General features: G+C 60.6%; 12 protein-coding genes. 9 read left to right on the top strand and 3 right to left on the bottom strand.

Annotated features, from left to right (window positions below; all coding sequences use genetic code 11):
* Positions 1–32 precede the first annotated feature (32 nt).
* Complete coding sequence (locus tag HNR46_RS08315) at positions 33–719, bottom strand: hypothetical protein (RefSeq protein ID WP_184017688.1); 687 nt, start codon at positions 717–719, stop codon at positions 33–35.
* Positions 720–897: 178 nt separating this feature from the next.
* Between HNR46_RS08315 and HNR46_RS08310 the strand changes: the two genes are divergently transcribed.
* Positions 898–2175, top strand: a complete 1278-nt coding sequence (locus HNR46_RS08310; RefSeq protein WP_184017686.1) for an O-acetylhomoserine aminocarboxypropyltransferase/cysteine synthase family protein — start codon at positions 898–900, stop codon at positions 2173–2175.
* A gap of 217 nt (positions 2176–2392) precedes the next feature.
* On the top strand, positions 2393–3199 hold the full coding sequence (locus HNR46_RS08305; protein ID WP_184017684.1) for an SDR family oxidoreductase: 807 nt from the start codon (positions 2393–2395) through the stop codon (positions 3197–3199).
* 149 nt (positions 3200–3348) lie between these two features.
* On the opposite strand, the gene fusA is transcribed toward HNR46_RS08305, so the two are convergent.
* Positions 3349–5445, bottom strand: coding sequence for an elongation factor G (gene fusA, locus HNR46_RS08300; protein ID WP_184017682.1), 2097 nt, complete (start codon positions 5443–5445; stop codon positions 3349–3351).
* A 133-nt stretch (positions 5446–5578) separates the two neighbouring features.
* Positions 5579–6481 (bottom strand): helix-turn-helix transcriptional regulator, encoded by a 903-nt coding sequence (locus HNR46_RS08295; protein WP_184017680.1) that lies wholly within the window; start codon positions 6479–6481, stop codon positions 5579–5581.
* A 178-nt stretch (positions 6482–6659) separates the two neighbouring features.
* Between HNR46_RS08295 and HNR46_RS08290 the strand changes: the two genes are divergently transcribed.
* The 7 genes from HNR46_RS08290 (at position 6660) to HNR46_RS08260 (ending at position 21994) form a co-directional block, all read left to right on the top strand.
* Positions 6660–8873, top strand: coding sequence for a glycosyl hydrolase family 95 catalytic domain-containing protein (locus HNR46_RS08290; protein ID WP_184017678.1), 2214 nt, complete (start codon positions 6660–6662; stop codon positions 8871–8873).
* A 94-nt stretch (positions 8874–8967) separates the two neighbouring features.
* Positions 8968–12117 (top strand): alpha-L-fucosidase, encoded by a 3150-nt coding sequence (locus tag HNR46_RS08285; protein ID WP_184017677.1) that lies wholly within the window; start codon positions 8968–8970, stop codon positions 12115–12117.
* 19 nt (positions 12118–12136) lie between these two features.
* Positions 12137–14434 (top strand): glycoside hydrolase family 95 protein, encoded by a 2298-nt coding sequence (locus tag HNR46_RS08280; protein ID WP_184017676.1) that lies wholly within the window; start codon positions 12137–12139, stop codon positions 14432–14434.
* A gap of 84 nt (positions 14435–14518) precedes the next feature.
* Complete coding sequence (locus tag HNR46_RS08275) at positions 14519–15256, top strand: ABC transporter ATP-binding protein (protein ID WP_184017675.1); 738 nt, start codon at positions 14519–14521, stop codon at positions 15254–15256.
* 174 nt (positions 15257–15430) lie between these two features.
* On the top strand, positions 15431–16750 hold the full coding sequence (locus HNR46_RS08270; RefSeq protein ID WP_184017674.1) for a DUF1501 domain-containing protein: 1320 nt from the start codon (positions 15431–15433) through the stop codon (positions 16748–16750).
* Positions 16751–16820: 70 nt separating this feature from the next.
* Positions 16821–19199, top strand: coding sequence for a PPC domain-containing protein (locus tag HNR46_RS08265; protein WP_184017673.1), 2379 nt, complete (start codon positions 16821–16823; stop codon positions 19197–19199).
* Positions 19196–21994 (top strand): PSD1 and planctomycete cytochrome C domain-containing protein, encoded by a 2799-nt coding sequence (locus HNR46_RS08260; protein WP_184017672.1) that lies wholly within the window; start codon positions 19196–19198, stop codon positions 21992–21994. Before HNR46_RS08265 ends, HNR46_RS08260 begins: the two co-directional genes overlap by 4 nt.
* Positions 21995–22010: the final 16 nt, after the last annotated feature.

Raw genomic sequence — 22010 nt, 5'->3', positions numbered from 1 at the left:
TCGCTTTGTCCAACGAAAGGGTGCTCCAGACCCTACTCCCTGACCCGACATCTCGTCACCACCTCGTCCCAGGTAAAATCTTCCCTCAGCATCTTCACCAACCAAGGATCGACCTCCGGCAATTTTCCCGCCTGCAAAAACCTCTCCGGAGTCGTGATTCGCGTGAAAAGCACCCGCTTGCAGTCGTCTCGCGGCACCGTCTTCACCCCATAGCCCCCAGGTTGGTTGCTCGACCAGAACCTCACCGAATCGGCCGTATGGCCCAAATACACCACGTGGTGCCCTCGCTCCCGACCCCCGATCGCTTCGGTCCACCAGATCTTGAGGAAATCCCCCGGCCGAGCCTGCTCCCAGGAGGTAAAATTCACCCCAGCGGCGAGATCCGCCACCAACTTCGCAGCCCCAGGGCCATTGGCGTTCCAACGCCCGAAAACCCCATGCCCATCCTGATGATCCACCACCGGAAACAAACTCGTCGGTCCTGAGCCCAAAGCTCGGAGCAACACCAGATACGTCGCCCCCGAACAAAAACTCGGCCGTGCCACCCGCGCATCGATCGTCCATATCCCGTCAGCCACCGCGCACGCTTTCGGCAGCCGATTCTTGGTCGCGTCGCTGCCGTCGTATCCCCCTCCTTGCGGCATCGTTTTCACCGCCGCGAGCACCCTGGCATTGAAATCCTCTCCTTCACCGGTTGCCACCGACGCGCATCCCGACATCCCTATCATCCAAGCTACCATTGCCAGCCATCTTGCCACCATGCGGGCAACCAAGCCGAGATCCCCTTTTTCTGCGAGCGAATTGCCCCGCCATGCCCCAACCGAGTTCGTTCACCCTCCCGTCGACGCACTTCCCGCTTCCCTGACCACCCCTCCCTCCGCTTGGATGCCTGCCCCCATGAAACTTGAAACTCTATGCCTTCACGGCGGCCATACACCCGACGCCGTCACCCACTCGCGAGCCGTGCCCGTTTACCGCACCGCTTCCTACGTTTTCAATAGCACCGAGCACGCCGCCAACCTGTTCGCCCTGCGGGAACTCGGAAACATCTACACCCGCCTGATGAACCCCACCACCGATGTGCTCGAAAAGCGCATCGCTCTGCTGGAAGGGGCTCACGAACTCGCCGGTCTCGGCCATGCTTCCGGCACCGCCGCCATCTTTAACTCCGTGATCAACCTCGCCGAAGCCGGAGACAACATCGTCTCTGCCCGGAACCTCTATGGCGGCACCTACACCCAGTTCAACGACCTCCTGCCCAAACTCGGCATCGGTGTCCGCTTCGTCGATTCCACCCAACCGGAGAACTTCGCCGCCGCCATCGATCGCAACACCCGCGCGCTGTTTTGCGAAACCGTCTCGAACCCCGCCCTGGAAATCTCCGATCTCGCGGCCATCGCCGACATCGCTCAGTCCCACGGCATCCCGCTCATCGTCGACTCCACTTTCTCCACACCTTTCCTTACACGGCCACTCGATCATGGCGCGGACATCGTCGTCCACTCCCTAACCAAATGGTTCGGCGGCCATGGAACCGCCATTGGTGGCATCGCTGTCGATTCCGGACGCTTCCCATGGTCCGCCGGTCGCCACCCCCTCTTTGATCAACCCGATGCCTCCTACCATGGCCTTCGCTGGGGCCATGACTTACCCGCGGCTCTCGCCCCACTCGCCTACATCCTGCGCATGCGCACCGTGCCCTTGCGCAACCTCGGGGCCTGCATCTCACCCGACAACTCTTGGTTCCTGCTCCAGGGCATCGAGACCTTACCCCTGCGCATGGAGCGTCATTGCCAAAATGCCCTCGCCGCTGCCCGCCACCTCAAAAACCACCCCAAAGTCGAGTGGATTCGCTTCCCGGGTCTGGAGGATGACCCCGAATTCGCTCGCAACCAAAAATACCTCCAAGGCAAGGGGGGATCGATGGTCGTGTTCGGAATCAAAGGCGGCGCCGAAGCCGGCAAGCGCTTCATCGAATCCCTTCAACTCTTCTCCCATCTCGCCAATGTCGGCGACGCCAAATCGTTGGCCATCCATCCGGCGACCACCACCCACAGCCAACTCAGCGAAGCCCAGCAACTCGCCGCCGGCATCCCGCCGGAAATGATCCGACTGTCCGTCGGCATCGAACACATCGACGATATCCTTGCCGACCTCGACCAGGCTCTCGGCTGATCTGATCCCCGCTCTCCCATCCCAGGCCGACTCTCCTCCACGGAGGTCGGCCAAGATTCCCAAGGGCAATTCCAACCCGCTCCACCACCACGGCCCCATCGCGCATTGTGCCCGAGAGCCGCGCCCTTTGCATGATCTTTGGATCACGCATCTTCAACCCTAACTCTGACAATCAGCAGGTTAAACCCTTGGCCTATCTTCTGCGAAGTCGCGCGCCATGCCCAACGTCGCTCTTTCCGCCACCGTCGAGTCCACGCTCCCTGTCACCGAGACCCTACCGAACTGGCCGACGAAGCGAGAGCCGTCGCCTTCCGAAATCTCCGCCAGCACTCGTCAGGGACGCCTCGCAGGACGCAGGGCACTGGTGACAGGAGGCGACACCGGAATCGGGCGCGCTGTGGCCGTAACCTTCGCCCGCGAGGGCGCTTCCGTGCTCGTCGCCTACCACGGCGACGAATCCGATGCCGAAGAAACCTGCCGCCTGATCCGAGAGCTTGGAGGCCATTGCCACGCCCATCGCTGCGATCCCCGCTCTCCAGAAGATTGCTCTGAAGTCGTTGCTCGCGCCGTCCTCGAACTTGGCGGTCTCGATATCGTCGTCAACCACTCGGACGACATCCCGACCTCAGAATCGCTCCTCGAACTCAGCCCAAAGCAGCTCGATACCGCCTTCCGCCGTCATCTCTTTCCCCTCGTGTTCCTGACCCGTGCGGCCCTGCCCCACCTCGAACAATCAAACGCTGCCTGCATCATCAGCACCACCTCGGAAACTTCGGGCCCGACCAGCGGCCTCGACCTTTCCGCCACACAAGGAGCCATGGCCAACTTCACCCGCACCCTCTCCAGTCAACTCGCCCCGCGGGAAATCCGGGTCAATGCCGTCTCCACCGCGACCTCACGCATGGCTCCGGTGGCCGACACCGTCAGTTCGACCGAATGCTACCTTTTCCTAGCGAGCTCCTCAGCCCGCTATGTGACCGGACAGCTCATTCACCCGAATGCCGGTGCTCTCCTCAATGGATGAGCCGACGCCCACCTCGCTCCCCACCCAAGCCACGACACCTCTGGAACCTCACCAAGCCGTCCCCACTCCCTACCGCCCGATGCGGTGATGGAAAAAGAAAAACCCGCTGCCCATCCGGACAGCGGGTTCTCCATAATCAGCAGTAAAGCTTACTTACCGGCGCGGCGGGCTTCTTCCCGCTTCTTCGCAGCAGCAATGACCTCGTCGGCCACGTTCTTCGGACAAGGTGCGTAATGGCTGAACTCCATCGAGAACTGGCCCCGACCGGAGGTCATGGTGCGCAAGTCACCGATGTAGCCGAACATGGCGGAAAGCGGAGCCTCTGCCTTCACCCGCACCCCACCGGGGGTCGGCTCTTGGCCTTGGATCATGCCCCGGCGGCGGTTGAGGTCACCGATCACGTCACCGATCTTCTCTTCAGGTGAGAACACATCGAGCTTCATCATCGGCTCAAGCAGCTGCGGAGCGGCCTTCGGCATGGTCTGACGATAGGCAGCCTTGGCGGCGATTTCGAAAGCAATGGCGGAGGAGTCCACCGCGTGGAAACCACCATCGGAAAGCGTCACCTTGAAGTCGAGGCAGGGGTAGCCGGCAAGCGGTCCCTTATCCACCGAGGTCTTGAAGCCCTTTTCGACCGCCGGGATGTATTCCTTCGGCACGTTGCCGCCGACCACCGCGGACTCGAACACGAAGCCAGTGCCAGCCTCGGCAGGTTCGATCGTGTAGTCGATCTTCGCATACTGACCCGAGCCACCCGATTGCTTCTTGTGGGTGTAGGTGTCGGTGACCGCCTTGGTGATGGTTTCGCGGTAGGCGACCTGAGGGGCACCGACCTCGACCTCCACCTTGTGGGTGCGCTTGAGAATGTCGATCTTGATGTCCAGGTGAAGCTCACCCATGCCCTTGAGGATCATCTCGTTGGTTTCCTCGTCGGTTTCGACACGGAAGGACGGATCCTCCTGAACCATCTTACCGATGGCATTGCTCAGCTTTTCCGCGTTGGCCTTGTCCTTGGCAGCGACAGCAATCGAGATCACGGGATCCGGGAACACCATCGGCTCGAGGGTGGCTGGATTCTTCTCGTCGCAAAGCGTGTGACCGGTCTGGACGTTCTTGAGTCCGACGATAGCGATGATGTCGCCAGCGCGGGCGGAATCAACTTCGTTGCGGTCGTCGGCGTGCATTTCGACCATCCGGCTGATCCGCTCGGTCTTGCCGGTGAAGGAGTTCAACACAGTGTCGCCCTTCTTGATCGTGCCCGAGTAAATCCGGGTGAAGGTCAGCGCACCGAACTTGTCGTCCATGATCTTGAACGCGAGGCCACGGAAAGGCGCATTCGGGTCAGGCTCGGCAAACTTGCCGGTCTCGTTGCCCTCTTCGTCAACTTCCGGCAGAGGCTTCACTTCCACGGGGCTCGGGAGGTAGTCCACCACCGCGTCGAGGATCAGCTGCAAGCCTTTGTTCTTGAAGCTCGAACCGCAGTAGGTCGGGAAGAAGGCGAGATCAATGGTGCCCTTGCGGATGCACTTCTTCAGCGTGTCGATGTCCGGCTCGGTACCTTCAAGGTAGGCTTCCATCACTTCATCGATCTGCTCAACGGCCGATTCGACCATGGCGGAGCGATACTCCTCAGCCTTCTCCACCATGTCGGCGGGGATATCGGTGACCTCGAAGTTCTCCGGCTGTCCGGTTTCGTCCCAGATGTAGGCTTTCATCGAAAGGAGATCGACGACCCCCTTGAAATCGCTCTCCGTGCCAATCGGCAGCACCATCACCAGAGGATGAGCACCCAGCACGTTCTTGACCTGGTTCACGACGCGGTAGAAGTCGGCACCGATCCGGTCGAGCTTGTTGACGTAGATGATCCGGGAAACCTTCGAGTCGTTGGCGTAACGCCAGTTAGTTTCCGATTGGGGTTCCACTCCCCCGGAGCCGCAGAACACACCGATGCCGCCGTCGAGCACCTTCAACGAACGATAAACTTCGATCGTGAAGTCAACGTGCCCGGGAGTGTCGATGACGTTGAATTGGCAGCCTTTCCAGAAGCAGGTGGTCGCGGCGGATTGAATCGTGATGCCGCGCTCGGCTTCCTGGTCCATGAAGTCCATGGTGGAAGCGCCGTCATGGACCTCGCCGATCTTGTGAATCTTGCCAGTGAGCTTGAGGATCCGCTCGGTCGTCGTGGTCTTCCCGGCGTCGACGTGGGCGAAGATGCCGATGTTGCGATATTTGCTGAGGTCGGTCATGGCGTCCGTAGGTGTTTGCGCGCGAGCGGCTGGGCTCGCGAGGGCGCGGATTTAGCGGACCCGCAGAATTTGGCAACCCCGGACTCTCGGAAATTCCTCGCCCCCATCCAGAAACCGGGAATCCGAGTCCTCATCAAGGCTGCTCTGCCGAGGTCTGAGGTGGCGAATGGGGCAACCCCTCCGCCCCCAGTCGCGACGGCGCCACTCCGTGCACGCGTTTGAAAACTCGAGAGAAATGATACGGATCGGCAAATCCCACAAGACGCCCCGCTTCCGCGACCCCATAGCCCCGCCGCAAGATCAAATCCGCTGCATGGCGCGTCTTCAACCGATTGAGCATCTGCAACGGACGTTCGTCGGAGAACCTCTGAAACAGGCGCGACAAATACGCCGGATCGAGATGGCAACGGTCCGCCACCTCGCGGATCGAACCAATTTCCACGTATTGTTCATGAATCAACGCCCGGCATTTCTCAAAGGTTTGCCGACCTTCCGTTCGCAAATCTGGACGTTGCCCGCCCTCGACGGCCAGACGCAGAAGCAACAACTCCGACAATCGCCTCCCAATCTCCGGCGCCGCCGCCCCCAGCCGCCCGCAATCGAGGACCTGGTCCCATAAATCTTGCACCCATCGCGTCCGCGTCAGGTACCTCACTGACCCCTCCGCCACTCCTGCCTCTCGCAATCGGTCTTCTGCACACGCCCCCGTGAGATTAAGGAAGTACTTCGTCCGATCCGGTCCTCCCACCGACTCTAGAGAATAAGAGGTCGTCGGCCCATACCCAAACACCGCACCCGGCCGCAATAGCTCCTCACGGCCTTTTCGACGCAACCGCCAGGTCCCCGCGAGAACAAATTCCACCGTCACGAACGGGAACCCTTTGCGCTCGATCCGATACTCTGACGTACACTCCTCCCGCCCCCCTCCGACCAGGATAAGATTCGTTCCCTCTGAAACCCCCATGTCGAGAAAGCAATAGCTTCCCGTTTGGACATCCGGAGAGATGAAAGACGGACGAGCGGATGGACGGTCCATACCGAGAAATCAAATTTGTCCATCCATCGGTCAATTCGAATCATTCTCCACCTCGGGCATTCCGGTAAGATGATTCCCCCATCATGGCGATGTCTCGATTTCATCGAAACCCGCCTCACCGACTCCAACGAGACCCTCTCCTGAGAACCCTCCTCGCTCGCATCCACACCCATCCCGCATGACCTCATCCGCGCTCGCTTTCCTCCTCCTCTCTCTCGCTGCCACGGCAGCACCCTCACTCGATCTGCGTTTCGATACTCCTGCAAAAGATTGGGAAAAACACGGCCTCCCCCTCGGCAATGGCTCACTTGGAGTGATCATGATGGCCGATCCTCACGTCGACACCGTTCAATTCACCGTCGATTCCCTGTGGACGGGCGATGGCAATCCCAGCGGAGCCTATGAATCCGAAGAAAAAGAGCCCGGCCAGGGCTGCTTCGGCTCTTTCCAATCCCTCGCTGAACTCCGCTTCACCTCGCTCCCCGCGTCCAACACCGAAATCACCGACTTCCATCGCACCCTTCATCTCTCCCGCGCCGTTCACCAGAGCACGTGGAAAGCGGGCGCCTCTGCCATCACCCGTGAGGCTTTCGCTTCTCATCCGGACCAGGTCTTCGCCTGGCGCCTCACCACCTCAGGATCTCAGGAACTTGACGGCACTTTCCAACTCCAAGGGCAGCACCCTGATGAGACACTCAAAATCGATGGGACCGACCTGAGCCTCACGGGGACCCTCCCCAATCATCTTCGCTACGCCGCCCGGGTGCGCGTCATCCCCAGAGGAGGAAAGCTCACCGTCCAAGGGGACGAACTCCGCCTCACTGGAGGCCAGGAAGCTTGGGTGATCGTCGCGGCTGATACCAACTACATCATGGATCCCGGCGCGGGATGGATGACGGGGGATCCTGCTCCCAGCCTGATCGAACGTCTCGACGAAGCCGAAAAACGCGGCTGGCAAGATCTGCTGGCCCGTCATGAAAAAGACCACCGCCAACTGTTTGGCCGGGTCTCTCTCGACCTGGGCTCCACCTCGCCGGAGATCCTTGCCCTCCCCCTCGATCAGAGAATCCAGCGCTACCGCGATGAAGCCCAGGAACTTCCCCGTCCCTGCCTCGATCCCGAACTTGAGGCCCTCCTCTTCCACTACGGTCGCTACCTCCTCATCGGCAGCTCTCGCCCCGGCACCCTGCCCGCCAACCTCCAGGGCATCTGGAACCACCAAAATCGCCCCGCCTGGTTCAGCGACTACCATACCAACATCAACCTCCAGATGAACTACTGGCTGGCGGAAACCGCCAACCTCCCGGAACTCACCGAGCCCCTCTTCCATCTCCTCACCACCTGCGCCCCCCTCTACCGAAAGGCCAGTGCCAGTCAGGACCCTCAAAACACCGGCGGCTTCGTCACCCGCATGTCTCTCAACCCGTTCGGCGGCTCCGGATGGAACTGGAACATCGAAAGCACCGCCTGGCTCGCCCAACACTTCTGGGAACACTTCGCCTTTTCCCATGACACGGCCTTCCTCGCCGAAACCGCCTGGCCGTGGCTCCACGACGTCTCAAAATTCTGGCTCGCCCGTCTCAAAACCCTGCCAGACGGAACCCTCGTCGTCCCCCAGGCTTGGTCTCACGAACACGGCCCCGTCGAAGACGGCACGGCCCATGCCCAACAGCTCATCGACGATCTGTTCTCCCACACCCTCGCCGCGGCTCGCTTGCTCGACCGCGATCCCGAATTGCAACAACGCCTCGCCTCTGCCCGCGAAAAACTCGCCGGACCCCAAATCGGCTCGTGGGGTCAGCTCATGGAATGGCGCGATGAAAAACCCGACCTCGAAAAGAGCCACCACCGACACACCAGCCACCTCTTCGCCGTCCACCCGGGCAACCGCATCAATCGCCGGTCGACCCCCGACCTCGCCAAGGCGGCCGAAATCTCTCTTACCCAACGCGGCGAAGTCGGCGATAGCCGACGCTCATGGACCTGGGCCTGGCGCACCGCACTGTGGGCCCGGCTCGGAAACCCGGATCGTGCCCACGGTTGCATCGCCGGCCTGCTCGCCCACAACACCCTCGATAACCTCTGGACCACTCACCCCCCGTTCCAAATCGATGGCAATCTCGGGATCACCGCCGGCATCGCCGAAATGCTCCTCCAAAGCCACGCCGACGAAATCGAGCTCCTCCCCGCTCTCCCCTCCTGCTGGCCGGACGGTGAAGTCTCCGGCCTGCGCGCCCGCGGCGGATTCCTCGTCCATCTTCGCTGGCAGGCCGGTCAACTCGCCGAGGCCACCCTTCAAAGCACCACCGGAACCACCGCGCGCGTCCGCCTCGGCGACACCGTCCGCACCATGGAGTTCCAGCCCGGCCAATCCCAACACTTCACCCCATGATCGCCCCATCTGAGCGCCCACCGCGCTTTTCCGAAACACACCCCGATCCGATAGACTCCTGAAAAAACCTGAGGCAGCCCCAAACCACCTCATCATGCACCTCGTTCCCCTCGCCACACTGCTCGCCATCGCTTCGCTTCACGCGGCCAGCTTCACCCACCCCGGATGCCTATCCACGCAAACCGATCTCGACCGGATGGCAGCCAAAGTCGCCACCTCCGAACAACCATGGAAAGCCAGCTGGGATCAACTGGTCAGCAACACCGATGGATTCATGGACGACCCTCCCGGAGTGCAGGAAATCCTCCGTGTCGGAGGGCGCGGTGGAGAAAACTACATCCGACTCGCTCGCGATGCCGCCAAAGCCTACCAACTCGCCCTTCGCTACCATGGCTCTGGTGAAGGAAAGTTCGCGGACAAGGCCATCGAGATCCTGAATGCTTGGGCCTCCGAACACAAAGAGTTCCTCGGCGACACCAATGTCAGCCTGCGCAAAGGCATCTATGGCTACCAGCTCGCTTGCGCGGCAGAATTACTGCGCGACTACCAGCGCTGGGATCGCCACGCATTCCAAGGGTTCCAGACATACATGAAAGACATGTATCTCAAGGGAAACCAAGATTTTCTCACCAACCGCCACGGCACCGTGCCCACCCACTATTGGGCCAACTGGGGACTCGCCAACGTCGCCTCCATGATGGCCATCGGAGTGCTATGCGACGACCGCACGATCTTCGACGAAGGCCTCCAAACCTTCCAACAAGGAGATGGGAACGAAGCACTCCAACAGCTCGTGAGCTTTCTCCACCCAAATGGTCTCGGCCAGTGGCAGGAAAGCGGTCGCGACCAAGGACACTCGCTGATGGGCCCCCAACTCGCTGGAGTCATCTGCGAAATCGCTTGGAACCAGGGCATCGATCTCTACGGCGCGGAAAACAACCGCATTCTCGCTGGGGTCGAGTACGTGTCCAAATACAACCTCGGCGAAGACGTCCCCTACACGACCTACGTCTACGTCCACCAGCATCCGGGAAATGAAAAGCGCTCGGTCCAGGCTCAGATCTCTCCCGATGGCCGTGGCGCGAGCCGTCCTGGCTGGGACCTCCTCTATCATCACTACGTCAACCGCCGTGGACTCTCGGCACCCTGGACCCGAAGATATGCCGAAAAGCAACGACCCGAAGGAGGTGGCTTCAACTACGGCAGTGGCAGTGGAGGCTTCGACAGTCTCGGATTCACCACACTCACTCACAGCCGAGATCCCATCGCGCAGGGTGCACCACCCAGTGCCCTGCAAGCTCTCGTTCAGGGCCGTCAGATTACCCTCTCCTGGTCCGGCTCTGCCTACGCCAAAAGCTATCAGGGGAAGCGCTCCACCACCCGCGGCGGCCCCTACACTCCCATCGCAACGCTTGAAGAACCGACCCAGTATTACGTCGATACCGGTCTCACCCCCGGCACCACCTATCACTATATCGTCACCGCCCATCCGGGGGGCGACAGCGAGGAAATCACCGCGACGGCGGACCAGCAACTCGATGGCGCGATCATCGGCACCACAGGTTCCTACGCGAACAGCGGAGCCGACCGCACCACCGCTTTCGATGGATCCTTGCAGAACGACTTTGACCCCCCGGGACCCGACGCATGGGTTGGCCTCGATCTCGGAGACGGCTCGGAAGCCCAGATCACCGGCGTGCGCTTTTGCCCGCGCAATCAGGCCTCCGACCGCATGATCGGAGGCAAATTCCAAGGCTCGAACACCCCCGATTTCACCAGCGGTGTCGTGGACCTCTTCACCATCCATTCCGCCCCAAAAGAAGGAGCCCTCACTTTCCAAGCCGTCCACGAACCCACCCGATTTCGTTGGGTTCGCTACATCGCGACCGAAGGCGAACGCTGGTGCAACATCGCAGAACTCCAGTTCCTCGGACAACAATTTGAACCCAAGTCGGATACCGTCGAGACGATGACCGGAGCCGAACTCGCCTCTCAGCAGAAAAGCTCCATCGTTTTCAAAAGCCGCGATTCGCTCCAGGACGCCAGCCTCAAGCTGTCTCCTGCTGACCTGAAACCTTGGCGCGACGCAAAATTCGGAATGTTCATCCATTGGGGCCTCTACGCCATTCCCGCACGGGGAGAATGGGTGATGCACCATGAGGCCATCCCGGCCGAAGAATACGCGAAGCTTGCGGAAGAATTCGTGCCCAAGCACTTCGACGCCAATGCCTGGGCAACCGCCGCCATCGCAGGTGGCATGCGATACGCCGTGCTCACCACCCGCCACCACGACGGCTTTGCACTCTGGGATAGCGATGCCAGCGAAGGCGGATTCTGCAGCACCAAAACCGCCGCGAAACGCGACTTCGTCGCGGAATACGTCACCGCTTTCCGCAAGGCCGGACTCGCCGTCGGACTCTACTACTCACCCATGGATTGGCGATTTCCCGGCTACTTCAATCCCAAGGAACTCCCGGAAAATGCTGCCCGCATGAAGGCGCAGGCCTATGGACAAATTCGGGAACTGATGAGCCACTACGGCAAAATTGACATCCTGTGGTACGACGGTGGCTGGCTCGCCCACCAGGGTACCGACGCTGATGCGGCTTGGTTGTGGGAACCGATTCCACTCAACGCCATGGTGCGTAAACTCCAACCAACGATCGCCATCAATCCGCGCTCTGGCTGGGAAGGCGACTTCCAATGCGACGAAGGCGGCCACACCGTCACGGGCCCGATTCTTGATGAACCCTGGGAGAAATGCCTCAATCTCAACCAAACCAGCTGGGGCTTCAACACGCGGCAAAACCTCATGGCGAAATCCTCGATTCTGCGCATGCTGATCGATGTCGTTGGCCGCGGTGGCAACCTTTTACTCAACGTCGGGCCGGATCGCAATGGCGTGATCCCTTCCACCCACGTCGAGCGACTCCAAGAAGTCGGCGCCTGGCTTGAGAAAAACGGGGAAGCCATTTACGGCACCAACGCAGGCCCGATTCAACCCGTCGACGATCGCTGCGTTTCCACTCACTCCGGATCCCGCGTTTTCCTGCATCTTCTCGATCCGAAAAACCCGGAAGCCCTTCACATCCCCCTCGCAGGACTCTCGGTAGCTTCCTGCAAACGACTCCATGGTGCCCCCGTCGCCTTCACTCAAACGCAAGGCATGCTCGTCCTGAAACGGGAAAACCTCGGCGAACTCTCCGACGATCCCGAAGTCCTCGAACTTACCGTCAAACCCTAGCTCCAACTGCTCCACCGTGATGAACTTGCGTTGCCTCGTCCTCCTCACTCTTGGGTCGTTTGCTCATGCCAACGAAGCCCTCACCCTTTGGTATGACAAGCCCGCCAAAGCCTGGACCGAAGCACTCCCCCTCGGCAATGGACGGCTCGGTGCCATGATCTTCGGCGGGCCCACTGAGGCCCGTTATCAACTCAACGAAGACACCCTATGGGGCGGCGGTCCGACCGACCCCTCGAACTCCGGAGCCCTTCAGTCCCTCCCCGAGGTCCAGCAACTCATCTTCGCCGGCAAATATGCCGAGGCTGAAAAACGGATCGCCGAAACTATGATGGGCACCCCGCCCACCCAATCTCCCTACCAAACCGTTGGCAACTTGCGTCTCCAATTCTCCGGTGGCGGTCCAGTCACTCAATACCGCCGCCAGCTCGACCTCGATTCCGCAACCACCACAACCCGGTTCCAACAAGGCGGAGTCACGTTCACCCGCGAAGCCTTCATCAGCGCGGTCGATCAAGTCCTCGCCATTCGACTCACTGCCGATCGCCCTCGCTCGATCTCCTTCACCGCCTCTTTCGATTCCCCGATGGGCGTCGAAGTCCGCTCCGAATCCCCGCGAACCCTCGTGATGCATGGCCACGGAGGAAAAGGCGGGGGACTCGACCACGGCGCCCTCTCCTTCGAATGCAGGGCAAAGATTTCCACCACGGGCGGCACCACCACCTCCAACGCCCAACACATCTCCGTCGAACAGGCCGACAGCGTCCTCATCTTCCTCGATGCCGACACCTCATTCCGTCGCTATGACGACGTCTCCGGAGATCCTTCTCTTGAGCCCGTTGCCCACCTTGCTGCCGCGGAGAAAAAGGGCTGGGATACGCTCCTTCGCGATCACCTCTCCGAACACCGTCAGTATTTCCGCCGCGTCTCGCTCGATCTCGGCTCCAGCCCCGCCGCCGAGAAACCCACCGATCAGCGCCTCCAAAACTTCGCCAAAGGCTCCAACGATCCATCCCTTATCGCCCTCTACTATCAATGGGGGCGCTACCTCCTCCTTGGCAGTTCGCGTCCCGGCACTCAGCCCGCCAACCTTCAAGGCATCTGGAATGATCAAACCTCGCCGCCCTGGCAGAGCAAATACACGGTGAACATCAACACCGAAATGAACTACTGGCCGGCCGAAACTGCCAACCTATCGGAATTGACCGAACCCCTCATCCGTCTCGTCAAGGAAATCGCCGAAACCGGGAAACGCACCGCCCAGATCCACTACGGAGCCCGTGGTTGGGTCTGCCATCACAACACCGACCTCTGGCGTAACACTCAACCCATCGATGGCCCACAATGGGGCATGTGGCCGACCGGTGGCGCCTGGCTCTGCACCCACCTCTGGGAACACTACCAATTCACGGGCGACCGCGACTTCCTCAGTGACATCTACCCCGTCCTGAAAGGTGCCTGCGAATTCTTCCTTGATACCCTCGTGACCGATCCCCAGCACGGCTGGCTTGTCACCAATCCCTCAATCTCTCCGGAAAATCGCCACCCCTATGGGGCCAGCGTCTGTGCTGGTCCGTCCATGGACATGAGCCTGCTGCGCGACTTATTTTCCCAAACAGCCGAAGCTGCCAACATCCTCCACTCCGATGATGATTTCCGGCAGGAAATCCTCACCGTCCGAGAAAAACTCGCCCCGCTCCAGATTGGAGAAAAAGGCCAACTTCAAGAATGGATGGACGACTGGGACAGCAAGGCCCCCGACCAGAACCACCGCCACATCTCCCACCTCTACGCACTCTTCCCGAGCAATCAGATCGACCTACGGAAAACTCCCGACCTCGCCCAGGCGGCCGCCCGTTCGCTCGACACCCGGGGCGATTTCTCCACCGGTTGGGCCATTGGCTGGCGCATCAACTGCCGCGCTCGCCTCCACGATGGAGACCGTACTTTGAAAATCCTTCACGCGCTGCTCGACCCCTCCCGCACCTATCCCAACCTCTTTGACGCTCATCCACCCTTCCAGATCGATGGCAACTTCGGCGGAACCGCCGGCATCACCGAAATGCTCCTGCAAAGCCACAACGAGGAGATCGAACTGCTCCCCGCTCTCCCCGCTGCCTGGACTACAGGGAAAGTGACCGGACTCTGCGCCCGCGGCGGATTCACCGTCGATATCACCTGGAATGACGGCCTCGCCACCGAGGTCACCCTTCACTCCCGCCTCGGCCAACCCTGCACCGTCCGCATCGGCGATCGAAAACTCCATCCTACCATCGAGCGCGGAAAATCACTGACGCTTGCCCTCACCGAATCGGACTGAGGACTCTGCTCCACCGGACATCTTCGGAGCCCGTCCACTTCGCGCTTGCCAGTTCCCGCGGCGGGCTCGATCCCTTCACCCGTCATGCTGGAGATCCATGAAATCGGCAAAAACTTCGGGTCCTTCAAGGCCATCGACAAGGTCTCCCTCCAAGTCGCAGAGGGCGAGACAGTTGGCCTACTCGGCGTCAACGGCGCGGGCAAAACGACCCTCATGAACATGATCCTTGGCCTGATCACCCCGACCAGCGGTTCCATCCGCGTCTTCGGCCTCGATCTCGCCAAGCACCGCATCGAAATCCTGCGCCGAACCAATTTCTGCACCACCTACGCGTCCCTGCCGGGCAATCTCAAGGTCCGCCACAATCTCGAAATCTTTGCCCGACTCTACAGCGTCAAGCCCCCCAAACCCCGAGTCAGCGAGCTCCTCGGACTGCTCGGTATCGAGCACCTCGCCGACCGAATCACAGGCCAGCTTTCCGCCGGAGAAACCACCCGAGTCAACCTCGCCAAAGCCCTCCTCAACGATCCCGACCTCCTGCTGCTCGATGAGCCCACCGCTTCGCTCGATCCCGACATCGCCGACCGCGTACGCACCTTTGTCACCGAAATCCAGCGTCAGCGCCCCCGCTCGATCGTTTATACCAGCCACAATATGAAAGACATTGAGGTCCTCTGCGACCGCATCGTCTTTCTGCACGAAGGGCGCATCCTCGCCCAAGGCACCGCCGCTGAGCTCAAAACCATCTTTCAGCGCGAACATCTGGATGATGTTTTCATCCACGTCGCCCGGGCCAAAGAAGGCGAACTGGGGTTGCCTTGATCCCACCCTGCGCATTTTTTCACCCCCCACCCGGCTTCCCACTTCGCCTCCATCTCCTTCGACGGCAGATTCTTGCCTCGATTCCGTCGACCATCGCTCCCGACGCCCACCTCAGGTTTTGATAAGCGGAAGCAACGCTTCCCGTAGTGCCATGGAATCCCTGTTTCCATTGCCATGAAACCACACTGCCCCGGCAACCCGCTCGAACGCTACTCGTCCCGCCGCGAGTTCTTCTACGTCGGCCTCCTCGGTGGCCTCGGTCTCACTCTCCCCGGCTTTCTCGGGAAAGCCCATGCCGCCCAGAAATTTTACGAAACCAAGGAAGGCGTCGCCAAAGGCATCATTCACATCTTCCTCCCCGGAGGCATGTCACATCAGGAGTCATTCGATCCCAAACCCTATGCCCCCGCCGAATACCGCGGCCCCTTCGGCGCCATCGACACCTCCCTTCCCGGCATCCAATTTGGCGAAAAACTTCCCCATCTCGCCAAGATTGCCGACAAAACCACCCTCATTCGATCGATGTCCCACGGGGAAGCCGCGCACGAGCGCGGCACCCACAACATGTTCACCGGCTATCGCCCGTCTCCTGCCGTCGAATACCCCTCCATTGGTTCGGTGATTTCCCACGAACTCGGGCCCCGCAACAACCTCCCACCCTACGTCTGCGTTCCCTTCGTCCCCAACGAATTCGCCAACTCCGGCTACCTATCGTCCGCTTACGGACCCTTCGCCCTCGGCTCAGATCCCGCGCGCGGCAACTTCCAAGTGCGGGACCTCAACCTGCCGAAAGGCGTCGACGATCACCGCTTCGCTCGCCGCCGCTCCTTGCTTGAAACCGTCGATCAACACTTCCGCCAACTGGAGTCCTCCGACGCTCTCGACTCCATGGACGCTTTCTATCAACACGCATACAAACTCATCTCCTCCCAAACCGCTCGCGAAGCCTTCAACCTCAGCGCCGAGCCCGACTCCATGAAGGATCGCTACGGCCGCAACGAGCCCGGTCAACGCATGCTTCTCGCCCGCCGGCTCATCGAAGGAGGCGTGCGCTTCGTCTCGCTCACCGCTGGCGGCTGGGACCACCACGACAACATCAAGGCCGCCATCGAACGCCAGCTTCCTCCAGTCGATCAAGCCATCGCAGCCCTCATCTCGGATCTCGATGAACGCGGCATGTTGGATAGCACCCTCGTCATGGTCACCTCAGAATTTGGCCGGACTCCAAAAATCAACCCACAAGGTGGCCGCGACCACTGGCCGCGCGTCTTCTCCGTCATGCTCGCCGGCGGCGGCATCAAACGAGGTCACGTCCACGGCTCCTCCGACGCCCTCGGAGGCGAAGTCGATACCGACGCCGTCTCCGTCGCCGACCTTGCCACCACCATCTATCAGCAGATCGGCATCACCGCCGACAAAGAGCTGATGGCTCCCGGCAATCGGCCCATCGAAATCGTCGATGGCGGCAGCGTGCTCGAAAGCATCCTCGCGTGACCCGGCGCTCCGCCTCCCACTGCCAGGCAGGACTTCCCCTGTCCCAGCATCTCACGGCCACTGCCCGATCATGAAATCGCTGCTTCTTCTCACCGCTCCCGCCCTGGCCTTCTCGCCCGACCTCCAACAGGTTCAACCACGGGGCGGTCCGCGTGGAGCAGAGGTCGAAATCCACCTCCTTGGCGAACGGCTGCAAGACCCTCAGGAAATCTTATTCCATCACCCCGGCATCGAAGTCCTCGAACTCAAAGGCCAGGAAGATGGCAAACAAGCCATCGCCAAAGTTCGCATCGCGGCCGATGCCTCCCTCGGTGAGCACCCACTGCGCCTGCGCACTTCGGGCGGCGTCTCCTATCTCCGCACCCTGTGGGTCGGCGCCCTCCCGGAAATCCCTGAAATCGAGCCCAACAACAGCTTCGATCAACCTCAATCCGTCCCCCTGAACACCACCATCCAGGGAGTTTCCCAATCCGAGGATGAAGATTGGTTCAGCGTCCACCTCGAAAAAGATCAAACACTGTCTGTCGAGATCGAAGCCATGCGGCTCGGGCGTACGTTTTTCGACGCCTACCTTGCCATTCTCGATCCCAACCGCTTCGAACTCGCCTCCTGCGACGACGCCTCCTTGCTCCGCACCGATGCTTTCGTGTCCGTCATCGCGCCAGAGACGGGAGATTATCGTATATTGGTACGAGAGGCGGCGTACGAGGGCAACGACAACTGCCAGTATCGCCTGCACGTCGGCACCTTTCCCCGGCCCTCTGCCGTTTTTCCTCCTGGCGCCCGCCCAGGAGAAACCCTTGAGTTTGACTTTGGAGACGGCCTTCGAATTCCCTTCACCATCCCCGAAAACGCGATCGGGCACTATCCTCTGTTTGCCAGCCGCGGAGACCAAATCGCCCCCTCACCGAATTGGATCTTTGTATCCCCACTGGCTACCGCCACCGAGATTGAGCCTAACAACCTCTTCAAAGAAGCCACACCTCTGCCACCTCTTCCCTGCGCCGCTCACGGTCGCCTCGACAAACCCAAAGATCAGGACATCTACCGCTTCTCTGCCACCAAAGATCAAAACCTGGATATCCGGATCCGCGGCCGAGAACTCCGTTGCCCCATCGATGGCGTGCTCTCCTTGCGCGATGCCCAATCGAAGCAACTCGCGTCCAACGACGACCAAGGCTCTCCCGACCCCTTCCTACAATGGACCTGTCCAGCCGACGGCGAATACCTGATCGTCGTCTCCGACAAGCTCTCCCGAGGCGGCCCTGACTTCACCTACCGGCTCGAAATCGATCACCGCTCCCCCGCCATTTCCGCCACTTTGCCGGTCTTTGAGCGCGACAACTCGCAAGCCAGGAAAATGATCGTGATCCCTCGCGGCAATCGCTACGCGACCACCGTCAATCTCACCCGCAGCAACCTCGGCTGCGATGCCTTGTTCGAAGCCGGTTCCCTGCCCGATGGCGTCACCCTTCAGATACCGCCCATCCCGCGCACGATCAACAGCTTCCCCGTCATCTTCGAAGCGTCCGCAGACGCTCCCATCGCCGGTGGCTGGCACCCCTTTAGCATCCGTTCTACCGGAGAAAATATCCCTCCAGCCTCGGGACCATTGCATGAAACCGTCCATCATATCGAGATCAACAACCAAGGGCCTTACCACACCACAGAATCCGATCTCATCGCTGTCGCGGTGACCCAGGAAGCCCCCCTCACCCTCGATCTCGATCCCCCCGCCGTCCCGGTTGTCCCACGGGGAATCCTGCGTCTCCATGCCCGGCTCGGACGCCAGGATGGATTCAATTCCCCCGTCACCTTGCGCATGCTCTGGAACCCTCCCGGCATCGGCTCGCCTGCCACCCTTCGCCTCGAGGAAGGACAAACGGAGATCGACTATGAGATCAATGCCAACCCCGACGCGCCCCCTGGGGATTGGCAAATCGCCGTCCTCGCCGAAGCCGATACTCCCCAAGGGTCGGTAGTGGTTTCCTCCTCACTCGTTCCATTAAAAGTCGGCGAACCTTGGGTCACTGCCACCATCGATCTCGCAGCCACCGAACAAGGGCGCAAAGTCCCCGTCGTTTGCCAACTGGAGCACCCTCGAGAATTCACCGGAATTGCCCGCGCCGAGTTGCTCGGACTCCCCCACGGAACCCAAACGACGCCCTTGGAGTTCGATGCCAACACCACTGAATTGACCTTTCCCGTCGAAGTCGCCGCCGACGCCGCCATGGGCAAACATGCAGGTCTCTTCCTGCGCATCGATGTTCCCGACAACGGCACCACCGTGCTCCATCAAACGGGTCACGGAGGCACCCTGCGCATCGATGCCCCCGCTCCCGCGGTCGCCGAGGCATCACCGCCCCCTCCTGCAGAAACGCCCGCGGCACCTCCTACCGAAAAGCCTCTCTCGCGCCTCGAACAACTCCGAGCCCAAGCCCAGCCATGAAGATCCGCGCCATCCTCGGTGCGCCGGTTTCCGTCGGCGTCCTCCTCGCTTCATCCGCGATTGCCGACCCGTTCCCGCAGGCCCGCGCCATCCTTGAAACTCACTGCCTCTCCTGCCACCACCCGGACAAGGACAAGGGCAACCTTATCCTCACCACCCGCTCCTCCATGCTTACAGGTGGAGATTCCGGTGCGGTCCTCTCACCAGGCGACTCTGCAGGCTCCCTGATCATCCAACGCATCTGTCTCTCCGAAGATGACGATGACTTGATGCCCCCCAAAGGAGGCCCTCTCGATCCCGCTGACATCGAGACCTTGAAACAATGGATCGATGCCGGTGCCCCGTGGCCCGAGGGAATCACCCTCGCACCCCGGCCGAAGACGGCACTTCCCGATAGCGACGCCGCCCCGGACCCCTCCATCACCTCCATTGAGGCCTTCCCCAAAGCCATCTCCCTTGAAAGCTCCCGCGATTTCCACCGCGTCGTCATCCTCGCCCACTTCGAAGATGCCGCCACTCACGACATCACCCGGCAGGTCAAAGCCTCGCTGGAGGACCCCTCCATCGCCTCTCTGACGGATACCACCCTGCGCCCTCTCAAAGACGGCACCACCATCCTCCATCTCGACTACCGCGGACTCCGAACCTCCCTCCCCGTCACCGTCAAGGGAGCCACCGAACCCCGCCCGATATCGTTCCAACTCGATGTCATGCCGGTCCTCACCTCCGCCGGCTGCAACACCGGATCGTGCCACGGCTCCGCCCGCGGTCAGGATGGCTTTCATCTCACCCTCTACGGTTTCGATCCCAAAGGAGATCACTTCCGGCTCACCCGTGAACTCCCCGGTCGCCGTCTCAATCTCGCACTCCCGGAAGATTCCCTGCTCCTCACCAAGGCCATTGGCGAAGTTCCCCACACCGGCGGCAAACTCTTCGACAAAGACAGCGCCAACTACCGGACGCTCGTAGAGTGGATTCGCCATGGTGCCCCCTACGATGCGGAGGACATTCCACAACCTACGGGCATCACCGTCGAGCCCCCTCAACTCGTCCTCAAAGGCTCCAACCTCGAAGTTCCCCTCACCGTTCGTGCGACCTATTCCGACGGCACCGACAGGGATGTCACTCCTCTCGCCACCTTCTCGACTTCAAACGATAACTCCGTGGCCATCGATTCCGCCAGAGCCCTCGCCACCTCTCAAAAGCGAGGCGAAGCTTTCCTCCTCGCCCGTTTCCACACCTTCACCGAAGGCGTCCAGGCAATCGTCGTTCCGAAGGATCTTCCCTACACCCGACCCGAGCTCCCCGAGTTCAATGAGATCGATCATTTCGTTCACGAAAAGCTCCACAAACTTCGCGTCATCCCCTCCGAAGTCTGCTCCGACGAAGTCTTCGTTCGACGAGTCCACCTCGATATCATCGGTCGCCTTCCCACCCCCGAAGACCGTGCGCGCTTCCTCTCAGATCCGTCTCCTGACAAACGCACTGCACTCGTCGACAACCTCATCTCTCGCAAAGAATTCACCGAAATGTGGGTCATGAAGTGGGCCGAGCTGCTGCAGATCCGCACCTTCAACAATGGCCCCAATCAAGTCTCTTACAAAGCCGCCCTCGGCTACTATGGATGGCTGAGAGAGCGCATTGCCGCCAACGTCCCTTTCAACCAAATCGTTCGAGAGCTCCTTTCCTCCCAAGGAGGCACCTTCGACAATCCCGCCACGAACTTTTTCCAGATCGAACAAGATACCCTGAAGCTCACCGAAAACGTCGCTCAGGTCTTCATGGGAACCCGCATCCAATGCGCCCAATGCCACAATCATCCATTCGACCGCTGGACCATGGACGACTACTATGGCTTTGCTTCATTCTTCGCCCAAGTAAAACGCAAACCCTCAGAAGACCCCCGGGAACGGGTCATCTTCGATGGGGGAGGAGAGGTCAAACATCCCGTCACCGGCCAAAACGCCCAACCCCGATTCCTCGGTACTCCCACCCCTGATTCCTTCAAAGGGAAGTCCCGCCGCCAGGCGCTCGCCGATTGGCTCGCCTCCCCGGACAACCCATGGTTTGCCCGCAATGTGGTCAACATCACTTGGGCTCACTTCTTCGGCGTCGGCATCACCGACCCCGTCGATGATGTGCGCATCTCCAATCCCCCCTCCAATCCCGAACTGCTCGACGCCCTCGCCCGAAAGTTCACCGAATCCAACGACGACATCCGCCAGATCGTCCGTGAAATCTGCACGTCACGCACCTATCAACTCTCAACCCGCACCAACGAAACCAACGCCACCGACGAACGGAATTTTTCCCACGCCCTGATTCGCCGCCAACGCGCCGAGGTGCTTCTCGACACCATCTCTCAGGTCACCGAGACACCCAACAAATTCAAGGGACTCCCCAGTGGCGCCCATGCCGTCCAAATCGCCGATGGCAATACCTCCAATTACTTCCTCACCACCTTCGGTCGCGCAACCCGTGCCACCGTCTGCTCCTGTGAGGTGAAGATGGAGCCGAATTTGTCCCAGGCTCTGCATCTTCTCAATGGCGATGCCACCCATAACCGCATCCAACGCAGCCCGGTGATCCAGCGACTCCTCGACGAGGGCGCCACACCGCAAGAGGTGATCACTCAACTCTATCTCCGCACCCTTGGACGGGTTCCGACCACCGAGGAGACCGATTCCCTCTACCAAGAGGTCGATGCCGTCACGGACCCCAAGGAGAGACGCGCACTCCTCAATGACATCTTTTGGGCACTCCTCAACTCCAAGGAATTCCTCTTCAACCACTGAAACCCTTTCCACCCGC

It is taken from the genome of Haloferula luteola (assembly GCF_014201715.1).
In the GTDB taxonomy this organism is placed as follows: Bacteria; Verrucomicrobiota; Verrucomicrobiia; order Verrucomicrobiales; family Akkermansiaceae; genus Haloferula; species Haloferula luteola.
This window is presented reverse-complemented; position numbering and strand designations above follow the sequence as displayed.